The organism is Dyadobacter sp. 32, from assembly GCF_902506755.1.
Classification (GTDB): Bacteria; Bacteroidota; Bacteroidia; order Cytophagales; family Spirosomataceae; genus Dyadobacter.
On record NZ_LR735258.1, the window covers coordinates 3,570,001 to 3,583,914 of the forward strand.

A 13,914-nucleotide genomic window follows, 5' to 3' on the forward strand; every position below is an offset into this window, starting at 1 on the left:
CAGAATTAATGTCACCGACGGAATTGCTCTTTTGGATGGCACATTGAATATCCTGCCTGGCACCATGCCTGTTACAGCCAAAGGAGCAAATGGGGCTGCTTATACCAACAGTTTTGTAGGGCTTACAGCAGGAACCCAGACTGTACTATTTGATATCGACAGCCAGACTGATAAGTTGTTCAGGCAGGATCCGCCCAATGCCGGAGGGCTGGTGGAACTGGGTAACCTTGGGATTGATATTGACAAATCAAATGGTTTTGATATTGGCGGTGTCACACAGAAAGGTTATGGCTTGTTTACAGTTGGCGGCGTTACTAACCTTTACAATGTGAATCTTGGTACCGGAGCAGCTACAATGGCAGGTTCATTCTCTACACCGGTTGTGGGCGTAAAGGGCTTTGCACTCGGCTTTAATTTATAAAATCAGACGCTATACATACACTTACAAGAATGTAGCCTGATATACGGGCTGCATTTTTTATGTAAAAGAAGTTATTCCCCTCATCACCGACTCAAATACACCTTCACATCAGACTAAATATGTTCCAGGCCGCAAAGATTAAATTAACGATCGCCAGCATTTTCCAAAGCACGGCTAGTGGGTCTCTTTCCCTTTCCATCAGTAATAAGAAACAAAGGCTGGCACCCAGCCCGGCTATAATATCGATTCCCGTCTACAGCAACGGACTTTGTAACACTGAAGGATAATGCCCCAAATACTGCATTTTTGTTTGATCAAATGTTCCATCAAAACCAGCGCAGACTACCCACCAAAGGATCATATTGTAGCTCACCAGGCTCGTAAGAACCAAACCTGTAAAAATCATAAACCTGCTCCAAATTCCCATATTCAAAAGTTTTTCAAAATATCCCAGTTCCATGTGGTTGTACCGCTTTAGAACCATCGTCTTATTATACTGGTCGATAAACGGTAAGATTAACAATGCTTCGTAACACGATCACAAAATTTAAAGCCTGCTAAAGTTACACGGTTATTTACTAATTTTCCGGTATGGCATATTTCAATATCGACTCAGAAAAACAACGCACGTTTGACGCCATTGTAGTGGGAACTGGCATAAGCGGTGGTTGGGCAGCAAAGGAGCTAACCGAAAAAGGTTTGAAAACCCTTTTACTGGACAGAGGGCCGGATGTGAAACATATCGTTGACTACCCTACCGCAAACATGCAGCCCTGGGAATTTGAGCATCTCGGGCAGCCTAGTCTCGCCATGCGTGAACAAAATCCCATTGCCAGCAAACACTATATCTTTAAAGAAGATGCCATGCATTTCGTGGTTAAGGATCCACATCATCCTTATGTGCAAGAAAAACCCTTTACCTGGATGAGAGGCTATCAGGTTGGTGGCCGTTCCTTATTATGGGCACGGCAAACACAGCGCTGGTCGGACTTCGACTTTGAGGGACCAGCCCGGGACGGTTTTGCCGTGGACTGGCCGATTCGCTATGCGGATATAGCCCCGTGGTACAGCTATGTTGAAAAGTTTGCCGGCATTTCCGGTAATAAAGATGGCTTACCTCAACTTCCTGATGGTGAATTTCTGAAACCACACGAGATGACCTGTGTAGAAAAACATTTCAGTCAGCAGACAGCAAAAAATTACAACAATACCCGACCAATTATCATAGGAAGAGCGGCACACATTACCGATCCTCAGCCAATTCATACCCAACAAGGAAGAGCCAAATGCCAGCACCGTACCATGTGCCAGCGGGGATGCCCGTTTGGCGGCTATTTCAGCAGTAACGCATCCACCATACCCTGGGCAGAAAAAACGGGCAACCTCACTTTAAGGGCTAATTCTGTTGTTCATTCGGTGATTTATGATGAGAGGAAAAAGCGAGCTACCGGCGTGCGCGTGGTAGATGCCATTACTAAAGAAATGACAGAATACTATGCCAAAATCATTTTTATCAATGCATCTGCCATCAATTCCAACCTCATTTTACTGAATTCCATTTCACACCGTTTTCCAAACGGACTGGGAAATGACAGCGGAATGTTGGGTAAATTTATCGGCTTCCACAATTATCGTGGCAGAGTACGTGCTGATTTCGACGGCTACCATGATTTCACAACCGACGGCAGGCGCCCCAATGGTTCATACATTCCTCGTTTTCGAAATGTGTTCAAACAGGAAACCGATTTCCTTCGTGGCTATGCCGCATCCTTTTCTGCCACCAAGGCAGAAAACGAAACATCAGGCCTCGGAGAAGAATTAAAGGAAAATCTGTTCAAGCCCGCTTTGGGCGGCTGGAGCATTGGCATTCAGATGATGGGCGAAACCCTTACGAAGGAAACGAACTCTGTAAAACTGGATCCCGACCAGAAAGATAGCTGGGGTGTGCCATTATTAAGAATGTCGGTTGATTTCGATGACAACGATATGAAAATGGTTCAGGATTTTTACACACAATTATCGGAAATGCTTGATAAAGCAGGATTCAGTAATATCAAAACTTCCGATACGCATCGGCATCCCGGCAGTGAGAACCATGAGATGGGCGGTGTGCGAATGGGTAAAGATGCAAAAACCTCTCTTTTGAATAAGTGGAACCAGATGCACCACTGTTCCAATGTCTTTGTCACCGATGGAGCTTGTATGACTTCGACAGCAACGCAGAATCCGTCACTGACCTATATGGCGCTGACGGCCAGAGCAGCGGATTATGCGGTGAAAGAAATGCGTAAGGGGAATATTTAAATATTTTTCTAGCTTTGCCACTGCAAAAATCAAGCACTCATGCCCGTACAGAAATTCAATGACCGTGTGAAAGTGAAGATTAAGAATGATCCGGATATCTGGATGATCCTGGAACACGAAACCATCAAAAAAGGAGCAACAACTAAAGTGACAGGAAAAGTGAAGTGCCGGAACACAGTGACCGGGCAGGTGAAGTTTTTTAGTGAGAATAGCTGCGAGCTGGCTTAACGCAGAGGACGCTGAGTTTCCCATAGGGTTATCAGCATTTGCTTCATTTAATGTACAAAAATCGTCTGAAAGATTGTGGGCTCGTTGGTGTAGGGTGTCCGGATTTCAGGCAATACCACCTTGTGAACATGCGGCCCAAGTAGTTGATAATTGGTGAAATGTCTTTTTTGATCAGGACAACCATGAGCCCGAGGTTCTCCTTCTCCTCAGCAAGAGCCTATTCCTGATTATTAATTCATATTCCAGGATTTCTGTCACAGCCTTTTGTTTGCCTTAGCTGTTTCCGCCTGGTGTTTCTGATCAAAAAAAGGAGGGTAATAGCGCGTATGCCTCAACTTTCCCGTTTTTTTCAGAGCTCCGAGCTCAACCATCTCTGAGAGATCTCTTGTGGCTGTCGCCCTCGATGTTCCGGTAATGCGAAGATAATTTTCTGCACTTAAACCGCCTTTGAACCCACCCCGTCCTTCCCGAAATAAACGTAACGCTACCTTTTTCTGCCGATCATTCAACTGCTCATCGTATTTCTCAAAATAGCGGGCTTTCTCTACAATAAAGGCAATCATTTTCTGGACATGGACCTGGGCTTCCAGAATCTTTTCACAAAAGTAAACAAGCCATTCTGTGATATTCAGGGAGCTGTTAGCCTGTTCCAATGCGTGATAGTATGCTTTTTTATCTCGCTCGATGGTGGTTGACAATGAGGTAATCAATGATTGCCTGGCTCCGATCGCGAGTGCTTTTTCGGCAATGGCACGCCCTATCCTACCATTCCCATCCTCAAACGGGTGGATTAATTCGAAGTACAGGTGAGCGATGCCTGCGTGAATAACTGTTGGCATCCCTTCTTCCTGGGCATGGTTGAACCACCCGACATACGTTTTCATCTCATCAGGTATCCGCGAAGATGGCGGCGCTTCATAGAATACTTTTGGCATGTCTAACCGTCCCGATACGATCTGCATGGGTTCAACATGAGTTCTGTAGCTGCCGATTTCTTCTAAATCGACCCTGCCATTCATGATCATTCGATGCCATGAAAAAAGACGTTCCTCAGTAAGTGCCTCCGCATAGCTACGGTATAAATCCACCATCATTTGAGAAGCGCCGGTTTCTCTTGGTCCAGCCCTTTTGCCGTCCGTTTGCAGCCCAAGTTGTTTACGGATGGACGACTGCACGGAATCTCGGTCGAGAACCTCTCCTTCTATCATCGACGTATCCAGGGCCTCACTACTTAGTAAAGTAACCCGTAACTCATCCACATCATCCGCGGAGATCGCAGTCATTGAGCCAATGATCAAGCCCGCATTTCGATGAAACGCCCGCTCAAAAGAATGAAATCTCGCTGCATCAAATGCAAATCTCGGCCAGTCGTTTTGTTCCCAAATCCATTTCATGAGATATTGACAATGATTCTATAACTCAATATTAATACAAAAATTGATTTATAGAAAGGGATTCTATAAATCATTTCCATAACTACCTTTTCTCTCGCTGAGAGAAACATTGCTGGAAATTCCGGCGAAAGTGAGCCAGCGTTCCGGGAAAGTGAGCCAGTTCTTTTTTGGAATTGAAGTGTTGTAAATTTAGCTGTTTTTTATCTTTCTCAAAGAAGCTCCTTCGAGATTTATTCTGTGCGCGTTTGCTGTCAGTCTGTCACATATCGCATCAGCCAGGCTTGGGTCATTTATGTAATCATGCCAGTTTCCTACGGGCATCTGTGCGGTTATAATTGTTGATCCGGAAGCGTATCGATCCTCGAGTATTTGCAATAGGGCCATTTTGATGTCGTGGCTAAGCGGCTGTAAGCCGAAGTCATCGAGAATCAGGAGTTTGACTCGTGCAATTTGATTGAGCCATTTTAAGTAACTTCCATCCAGCCTGGCCAACGCAAGCTGCTCTATAAACCTGTTTATGGGGTAATAAAGTACTTTATGGCCTTTTACGCAGGCTTGCCTGCCGAGTGCACAGGCGAGATAGGATTTTCCACATCCCGTGGCGCCTGTGATCAGTACGTTTTCTGACTTCTCGATAAAGCTGCAATCGCTTAAACGGATTAACTGCTCGGACGTAAGTCCTCGTTCAGGCTTGCAATTCACCTGTTCAACATGTGCGCTGTACCGCAGTTTGGCAAGCTTTAGATACATCTGGGTGCGCTGCTGGACTCGCTGTTCTGATTCTGCCTCTGTAAGCATGGCAACCATTGTATGCGCTTCAGGCTGCTGGTGTAACGGCTGTTCAAGAATGGCGGAATACCGGCTCGCCATTCCTTGCAATTTTAGTTCTCTTAACTCTTCCCAGGTCTTGTTTGTATTCATTGTTATTTTTGTTTAAGTGAGGCAATTGATTCGTAAGGGCGTTTTATTCATACGCTCCGGCTCCCCTAATGTTTTCATGGTCAGGTGTCTGGAATAAGGTTGTCTGCATAAAATGGGGAGCTTTGTCAAGATTATTAGCCAGGATCTTCGTTAGTGTTTTATAACTAAAAGAACCGGAGGGTAGTGCTCTTTGACATGCTGACTCGAGGCGGTCATTACCATAGCTGCTGCCAAGCCGCAGGATACCACGGCATGAATTAAATGTTTGTTCGGTAAATTGCCGCCCTTTTAGAACACCTTCCATGTAACCCTGTGTGCATGGTCCTATCTGTGATGCTAACCGCAGGAAGTAATCACTGTCCCATCCCCTTTGCTGTGAATAGCTACGATGGTTCTCTGGCATGTGCTCTTTGAGCGTAGTATAACCATGCTGATTATAGAAGCGTTTATGAACAGCAATACGCTGATGATCAAGAAAGATCTCTACCGTCTGGGTATCATAAATAATGTTTACCTGCTTGCCTATATAGTGGTAAGGCACGCTGTAATGGTGCCAATCTTCTCCCAGGGTGACATGATAATTTTTCTGGACTTTGGCAGAAGTGCTGTGCTTTAAGGTAAACGGATTGTCTGCCAGCGGCTGAAGTAAATGCTGTTCCTGTTCGTTGAACTGCTGGCGGCGGCTGTAATTTTTTCCCTTGAAGTTCTTGTCATTATGTAGCTCGAGTTGATCTCGTATAGCGGCGTTAACTTCCTCGATATTACAGAAAATACGATCCCGTAAGGGAGCGTAAATGCGCTGATAGGCAATTTTTACGTGACCTTCTGCCGGCGCTTTATCTTTAGGTCTATATGGCCTTGCGGCAACCAAATCCATGTTGTTATGCAACGCCCATTGCTGCATAAGATCTGTAAAGGTCGGTTCGTAGCGATTGACCTTTTGGACCACCTGTTTCATGTTGTCGGTCTTCAGAGACAATGGGGCGCCTTTAAAATACCGAAGGCAGTTATTCAAAGCAGCCAACAAATAAGGAAGCCTGGCATTAGGCAGCGCTTCAACATAAGTTAAATTGCTGAAAGGAAGCACACAAACCAGTACCGGGCAACTTATTTGTTCACCGGTGGACTTGTCGAAATAGTGCATCATGCTGCCCGCAAAGTCCACCATGACAACCTCACCCGCCTTGTAAGTCGCATGGAAACTTGGCTGTAGAACTTTACCGAGTTCGTTAAGTTGATAGCAAAATTGGGAATAACGGTATCCCGCAGGATGTTTGTCAAAATATTCCTCCCAGAGAAGTTGGCGCGTGACACCGGTACGTTTAAGCTCTGAAAGAAAATAAGGTACTTGCTGGCGAAAATCTTCCTTCCGCTGGTCTTCATCCTGCACCGAGGGTGTACCAGAATATAGAATGGCAGACAAGCCTGCATCGTTAAGGGCTTGAAGTTCCTTGAAGCTGTGCGTGCTCTGAAGTAAGCGTTCACGATAATATTTAACCGTGTTACGGGAAAGATTAAGTTGCCTGGATATTTTACGTTCGGAAAGATTCCGATCCAGCAACTGTATGATCATGCGCAGTGTCTGCATTGAAGTAACTTTGTTTGCCATCCGTTGCTTTTGTTTTTCACAAAAGATGGTGGTTATAATTACTTCAATACCAAAATACAACTGGCTCACTTTCCCGGAATAACTTTGAAGAGCAATCACAAGTGGCTCAATTATGCCGGAATGTCAGTAGTCCCGATTGGCGCAAGTTGCCGGAATAGCTGTAAAAACCTTCCGATAAAGTGGCTCAAGTTCCCGGAATTACTGGCTCAAGTTGTCCGGAATAAGTGGCTCTCTTTGCTCCGGAATATCCAACATTGCTTCAATGAGGAGCTAATGACTTTATTATGTTCAAATAAACTGGATGCATTTCCAGTCCCGGAGTAACCTCACAGTAACTTTGTAGATCAGGCTCATCGATAAATCATGCGACACAAAAAGCCCTCACTTTTCAGCAAGGGCCTATTCTTCAATATCTAAAATTCTAAAACCTTACGATCCGCAAGCTTCGCAACTTTCGGGATCGTCCGGTGAGCATTGCATGTCGGCTTTATTGTCGCGGGGTACAGCAGGCTTAGTGTGTTCCTCTGCATATTGAACGTAGTTGAGTTCCCTTTCTGCGATTACTGCTGTGGCAGGTTCAAGCTGTGGCCCTGCTTGTTTGGTGCGTGTAAACTATAACGGATCCTGCGCTGCACGGGTACGCAGGTGAAGTTTTTTAGTGAGAATAGCTGTGAGCTGGTTTAAACGCAGAGGACGCTGAGTTTCCCAGAAGGATATCAGCATTTGCTTCATTTAATGTACAAAAATCGTCTGAAAGATTGTGGGCTCGTTGGTGTAGGGTGTCTGGATTTCAGGCAATACCATCTGATGAACATCCGGCTCCAGCAATTGATAATTACTGAAATGTTTTTTTATCAGCACCGCCACCAGCCCGATCTTTTTCCTCTCCTCTTCATAAAAACTCTCATACCGCGACTCCGGTAATGATGCTTTGTCCATAAACCGGTATGACCAGAAGTCGACTATTGTACTTACGACAATAGAAACTTCAATTCTGTCCTTTGGCGAGGGAATATCCTTTATTGCAAAAGCTGCCCAATAGGATGGGCCATTTCCAAAATAAGAGTAATCAGAAACAGTTATGCTGAAATCCTCAAGCGATAAATTTTCTCTTAGATCAGCCTTAAATGCCAACCAGGCCGACGCATCATTCTTTGCGATATCAAACTTTGCACTTCTTAACAAAACCTCGGGCCTTGTCCCATATTCATCGTCGGATACGCAGTCACTATTTTTGGGGTAATAGCGGTAAATGGTTTCTATGATTTGTTCAGTATTTGTCATGAGGAAAAGGATTTCGAATTACGCTTTCAGGTATGTCTCCTCCATATTACTAAGTGACCCGATGAAAGCTATTTCTCTTGAATATTCGTTATTTTATCATACTCCTCATGTTTCCCAACAAAGCGAACATAACAAATCTGCGTCTGAAAAATAAATAATACAACACCCAGCACTCAGACTATACTCAGTCTCAGAATTGTAAGGGAAAGTAATCGTTAAGATTACCGGATGCAACTGCCAACTCAGGAACCATGCGAAACATTCATTTGATTAATCATGCAAAAATCTATTCATGAAATGGTTCGTCAAATCACAACTAAGACTCACAATTCCTTGGAAGAACAAATCGCTCACCTGTTTGCTCATAGTAGGAAGGGGATTTTCGATATTTAATAAGTGATTGAGCAGGTCCGCCGTATGGGAACTGATAAGTTGTTTCTTTTTGGCAGTAGCAACGAGCTCCGGCAAGCCTAAGCTCAAATTTGATTTCTGACTTAAAACTTCTCCAAAATAATATATAAGGACTAACTCAGGAATAGACCTCGCTATATGCAGAACATTTCTAATGAGATTGTTATCAACGTATTGCTGCAACAGCCTTACATCTGAAAGAATGATTGCCTTCAGTGAAGGTTCATTGATGAAGCCAAGCTTAATTAAATTTATTTCCATTCTTACACTAATCATCTATCATGATAACTTTAAGAGGTGTTGGGGATTTGGGTAACAGAGAGCAGCTAAGAATCCACCCTCGTAAACGCCCAAATACGGTACTCGTATCGTCCCTGTCGGAGATTATTGCTAGGAGGTTCTCCTACCACCATATCTGTCGACCGTCCTTATATTGAAATATTCTCTCTTCCTGACCTTCAGTATGGTTCCGAAGCAATAGCAATGCACCGGACGGAACATTTCCAAAAGAGATAGTACCATCCTTTGTTGTCAGGATTTTACCTAAGGAAACCCATTCATCACGCCAGCAAAACAACTCATAAGTCATCCCAGCCATAATACTATTACGATCATTTCTTGGACTGTACCCAACTCGAGTAATCTCTTTTGCATTTCCCAGATCCATACCTATCCACAAGCCATTATATAGATTATTAGGCGTTTTATCGACGAATGCATCTATTTTTCCGTCGAAAGCAAGTCTGACATCTGAGGAATCAACGCCTGGTGACCAAATCCAGCTCCCCCTCATGGGACTAGTTTCATCCGGGCTTCCATAAAACGATATTTCACCCAGTGATCCAGATTTATTATCTGGAAAGCAATATCTAAGATATCTGAACTCTCCTGGATTTGTTAAATTTACAAAATTCATCTGCATAGGAATGGTGTCGGGAATTGTATGTAATTGAGCCGCATCCCGAAAATCTGATCTGTTGGCTCCTTCGAATCTTCCGCCCCCCATAAGGGTCAGCCACCAAATCTTCAAGCCATTTAAGGGATATTTCCTTTCAAGATTGACTCTTTCAACCAACTGACTGTTAAAATCTATTTTCTCCAAATGACCGTCCTTATGCAGAATAAATGGAGAATCAGCCGGCTTGCCCACTCCATTCTTAAACACAATCGGCAAGTATATAACGCCCCGGCCAAGATTTTCAAAAATTGCTTTATTTCCTACCGCTTTTACAAAACTCACAGGCACCCACACCCGGTTATTAAACACACAAAGAAAAATTCGCCTATCCTTTCCAAGATCCAAACTGTTAACGGTCAAGGTAATTTTCGACACCGGCACATAATTACTTGTAACATCCTTTATAAAAGGACTAGTTAGTCCTGCCAGCCTGAGTTCATCAGCGTCTAATACTTCCCCCCGCTGCCAAGCGAACATCGACCTGTATATCTTGGGAGCTACATTACGAATTTCGTTTTTTCCTGGTGGTAACTCCCCTCCTAAAAAGTCGACAAACCTACGATCCTTATTTAAAACTGAACTAAAATCATGGCCCATACTCCGATCCGCCCATTGCGGGACAAATTCATGAGCCACCGGTATTCCCATAGCTCTCATAGCATAAGTCGCTACCGCAGCCTGATCAAGACATTTTCCCATTTTGCACTTTAACATGTCCATAGGGCTAATGGCTCTGGGATAACGATTAAAAACTTCATTGAACCTGAACCATGATTTAATGTCATTATTGATCAATTCACATGCGCGAACCGGGTCAGTGCTATTCTGCATAGAATCCTTCAACCAAGCGAATCGTTGCCAGAAAATCGGCCTCCAAGACTCGATTTTTTCATTCTGAAAACGATAAGGTAAAACGTATTCCGAGAATTCATCAAAAGTCAAATGTACCGCCCAGGGCATTTTCCATGCTTTAAACGCATATTCAACATTCTCAACTAGTAACTCCGACGAAATTTTCCGCGAATCATCTACAACATTAAGATTTTCAGTTTTTAAAGGCCCATAGAGGTTAGATAGTGAATCCCACGATGCGTAAACTACAGGGTAATGTATACTTCCTACTAATGGCTTAACTTTCTCGAAATCAGCGATAATACTAAAAATTTGATCATACTTATCTAAAACGTCTCCATCATAAGAACTATGCCCCGGCATATTAGCTACTAAAAAGAACATCGCTCTTCGCTTCAGGCTATCCTGCCCATCGGCGGAATAGTGTTCAAGCGCCTTAATAAGCTCATTTCGGTTCTCGCCCGCATGTTCGAGTGCAAGTTCTATATTATCAGGATAACTTTGACAGGCTCCGAATATGATAGAAATTAAAACTAAACAAAGTCGCTTTAATTCAGTAAAACAATTGTACAAGTTTCCGTTTAAACATAACACCATAGACATCAGCATTTTTTTTAATGTGAACTTCGTAACATCAGTAATGTTAAGCAATATTTTGTCTTAATTGATGGCTTGCTCGAGCCATCTTGAGAGAAATAAATAAGCAAGAGAACAACAATCTAAAATCACACATTAGTACAGATGCCTTAAGTTTTGCTCATTAAACAGTTGTATTGTACAGAACTGTTTAATTGATTGAATATTTAGAATGAAGGCTCATTTAAAGGTTTTTCTGTTTTCTTTCTGAAAGAGGCGAGCTACACTGTGAATCAAATCGAAAAACAAAATCTCGGACGTAATTAGTTAAATTAGAGTTTGTTACGGGAAATTTAAAAAACTTAACGCATCACTTGTAATCACACATCATTGATTTAACCTTGATTACACAAGGTTATTCTGCCCTTAAAGCCTCAATTGGGCTAAGCGAAGCGGCATAGTATGCCGGAAAAACAGCTGACACGATTCCCGATATCACAAGCAATGAAATCGAAACGATCACAACTGGTAGGTCTAGTACCGGTTTATCAAAAATTTCGTTGTCAACCATTGACGATGAGAAGTAACCAATCAGTTTAAGAAAACCCATCCCCAGGAGCATACCCCATAAGCCAAAAAAAATAGTCAGAACTACCGATTCCTTAAAAAACATAAAAATGATACTGCTTCTTTTTGCACCAACTGCTTTTCTTAGTCCGATTTCCTTGGTGCGCTCCTTGGCAGATATGAACATCATATTAGCCACACCGATTACACCACTAATAAGCGTACTGATAGCTATAAAAAGAAGAAATTTCTTCAAAACAGAAAAAAATCCATTGACCGCCTTAGTCTGCTCAATCAAATTATTGAATATCAATGCCTTACCATCCTCATTATCAAAATTATGCCGATATGCCATAATAGAACGTATCCATCTCTCCACTTCGCCTGAACTATTTGAATCACTATGACATAAAACGATGGTGCCTATATTTTTTGTAGAGCTATATTGACTTTGAAAACTTGAAAAAGGAACATAAATCAGATTTGATTCAAAAGCAGAAAGCAAACTGTTTCTGATTAAACCCACTATTTTGTAGTTTTCGTTATCAATTTCAATGTAGCTACCAATAGCACTTTTTCCTTGGTTGAAAAGAATTTCCGATACGCCCGAACCAATCAAAGCCACTTTTCTTCTTTCCATCAAATCCGTCCTATTAATTAATCTTCCATCAGAAAGATGAACAGATCTGATGTTGAAATAGGCATCTGAAACTCCTTTAATCGTAAATGAGCCACTATTAACACCCTTTCTTGCAATCCCTAAGCGACTTACCTCCGGGGAAATATGACTAATAGACGGTATGACCTTACCAAGAAAAAGCAGATCCTCATCTTCAAAAAACACCTTTCTCCCAATTGTAACACCAGTCCGTGAACTGAATGTAGTCCCAGAGGTTATATACATTGTATTTTTAGCAAAACCCTCAAAAAGCTTTTTAACACCTTCTTCAAACCCCTTTCCCACACCAAGTAAAAGGGTGAGTATCAGTATACCCCAGGAAATCCCCACGCCACATAAAATACTCCGTAGCTTGTTTTCAAGCAGGTTCTCAAGCATCCCAACTACAACTCAAGTGAAACATATATTTCCAACCAGGCAGCCACCAATATAATAACCTGGCCAAGAATGAAATAAATCAAAAGCCCTTTCAACTCTCTGACTTCTGGAAAAACTTCTCTTTTAATATATCGAAAAATGAACCTCGCGATAGTTAATCCAATACCACTACACATCCAGATCCCCAATAATTCGATACTGTGTGGTAAGGTAAATTTCGCCAGTTGCTCAATTGTCAGCCCTCCACTTGTATAAATAGAAGCCAGAATATCCGCAGTAATATAACCATTCATGATTAGATTCAGTATGGTTCCGATACCCAATAAAACCCCACCCAAAACATTGTAAATGCCCACCGTTGCATTATTTTTCCAAATCGACAAAAAAGCCCCATACTGGTCACCTTTGGAAAGATAATGGCTCGTTTTTTCAAAAGGTTCTATACTGGTTTGCGCTTTGCTCATGTTCTTTGTTTCGATTGCAAGCTCTGTTGTAAACACAACCCTTAAACAGAAAGGAAGTAACCACATCAACGCTGACAATGATACCAATTTCCAGTAGCTCCTTTTCATAATAATTGTAACTGTTTACCTATTAATCTGGTATCACTGACAATTTCATTGACTGCAAGAGATGGAACCTTTACTGGCATATTCATAATTTCGTGATGTAAGGCCTTAGCTTTTGTATACTGTCCCGAGTCCATGTACACTTTTAGCAACAAATGTTTACAATAGAATTTGGACGGTATCAGGTTGCACGAGTATAACAAGTTCTCCTCCGCCTCTCCATATTTCTTCATTCTATAGTAGTTCTCACCCAACATGGTATACGCATTGTAAGATCCAGTGATATCCTTTGCCTGGCTCAGCAACTGATTGCTGTAAACGTACTCCTTCTGCTGGGCCAGAATGTAAGCATACTTAAAAAGATAATCCCCATCGTGCCTAAATACAGGATAAACACTTTCATATTTAGCAATTGCTTCCTTTGGCCTGTATTGAGACACAAGTATGGCGCCCTCCCTTAAAACAACCAATGCCCGGTAGTTCTTATACTGATAATATCCCAGCCAGACAGCAAAGCCTAGTAATCCAATAGCAAATAGTTTCGTAACCCAAGAACCCAGAATAATTGTACCAGATTTTACCTCATTTGAACCAATTGAATTATAATAGCCCAAAAGAAAAAACAAATTCATCTGTATTGGGAAAACACTCAGAGGATATGTGGTTAACGACAAAATACCCATGATTAATAAAGAGGCCAATGTAGCCTGGCGCAATCCCTCCTCTTCTTTACTCACAACAACGGTACGAATTCGTTTCACAC

12 protein-coding genes (1 of these 12 only partly in view) are annotated in these 13,914 nt (G+C 42.4%); 3 read left to right on the forward strand and 9 right to left on the reverse strand.

The annotated features are described in order from the left end of the window. The 3 genes from DYADSP32_RS14480 to DYADSP32_RS14490 form a co-directional block, all read left to right on the forward strand. Positions 1 to 421 carry the 3' end of a DUF4394 domain-containing protein gene (locus DYADSP32_RS14480; RefSeq protein WP_414617779.1) on the forward strand. Its footprint begins 1,166 nt before the window's first position, so the window shows 421 of its 1,587 coding nt (coding positions 1,167–1,587); its start codon lies beyond the left edge, outside the window; the stop codon is at positions 419 to 421. A gap of 591 nt (positions 422 to 1,012) precedes the next feature. After that, complete coding sequence (locus DYADSP32_RS14485) at positions 1,013 to 2,725, forward strand: GMC family oxidoreductase (RefSeq protein WP_149242072.1); 1,713 nt, start codon at positions 1,013 to 1,015, stop codon at positions 2,723 to 2,725. 39 nt (positions 2,726 to 2,764) lie between these two features. Next, positions 2,765 to 2,953, forward strand: coding sequence for a hypothetical protein (locus tag DYADSP32_RS14490; protein ID WP_149242071.1), 189 nt, complete (start codon positions 2,765 to 2,767; stop codon positions 2,951 to 2,953). A gap of 254 nt (positions 2,954 to 3,207) precedes the next feature. Here the strand turns inward: DYADSP32_RS14490 and DYADSP32_RS14495 are convergent, their stop codons facing one another. The 9 genes from DYADSP32_RS14495 to DYADSP32_RS14535 form a co-directional block, all read right to left on the reverse strand. Then, the gene (locus tag DYADSP32_RS14495) at positions 3,208 to 4,347 is read right to left on the reverse strand and encodes a Fic family protein (protein ID WP_149242070.1); all 1,140 of its coding nucleotides are present in this window, start codon (positions 4,345 to 4,347) and stop codon (positions 3,208 to 3,210) included. Positions 4,348 to 4,536: 189 nt separating this feature from the next. Next, on the reverse strand, positions 4,537 to 5,268 hold the full coding sequence (gene istB / locus DYADSP32_RS14500; RefSeq protein ID WP_149239829.1) for an IS21-like element helper ATPase IstB: 732 nt from the start codon (positions 5,266 to 5,268) through the stop codon (positions 4,537 to 4,539). A 43-nt stretch (positions 5,269 to 5,311) separates the two neighbouring features. Next, entirely contained in the window at positions 5,312 to 6,976 is a 1,665-nt protein-coding gene (gene istA / locus DYADSP32_RS14505) for an IS21 family transposase (protein WP_149239828.1), read from the reverse strand. A gap of 633 nt (positions 6,977 to 7,609) precedes the next feature. Beyond that, positions 7,610 to 8,161, reverse strand: a complete 552-nt coding sequence (locus DYADSP32_RS14510; RefSeq protein ID WP_149242069.1) for a hypothetical protein — start codon at positions 8,159 to 8,161, stop codon at positions 7,610 to 7,612. A 270-nt stretch (positions 8,162 to 8,431) separates the two neighbouring features. Continuing rightward, a complete protein-coding gene (locus tag DYADSP32_RS14515) occupies positions 8,432 to 8,833 on the reverse strand; it encodes a hypothetical protein (protein WP_149242067.1) in 402 nt (133 codons plus the stop codon). Positions 8,834 to 8,975: 142 nt separating this feature from the next. Further along, on the reverse strand, positions 8,976 to 10,985 hold the full coding sequence (locus tag DYADSP32_RS14520) for a transglutaminase-like domain-containing protein (RefSeq protein WP_414617780.1): 2,010 nt from the start codon (positions 10,983 to 10,985) through the stop codon (positions 8,976 to 8,978). Positions 10,986 to 11,373: 388 nt separating this feature from the next. Further along, a complete protein-coding gene (locus DYADSP32_RS14525) occupies positions 11,374 to 12,582 on the reverse strand; it encodes an ABC transporter permease (RefSeq protein ID WP_149242065.1) in 1,209 nt (402 codons plus the stop codon). A 5-nt stretch (positions 12,583 to 12,587) separates the two neighbouring features. Continuing rightward, positions 12,588 to 13,154, reverse strand: a complete 567-nt coding sequence (locus DYADSP32_RS14530) for a stage II sporulation protein M (protein WP_149242064.1) — start codon at positions 13,152 to 13,154, stop codon at positions 12,588 to 12,590. After that, entirely contained in the window at positions 13,151 to 13,912 is a 762-nt protein-coding gene (locus DYADSP32_RS14535; protein WP_149242063.1) for a hypothetical protein, read from the reverse strand. The genes DYADSP32_RS14530 and DYADSP32_RS14535 overlap by 4 nt, the downstream gene beginning before the upstream one ends. Positions 13,913 to 13,914: the final 2 nt, after the last annotated feature.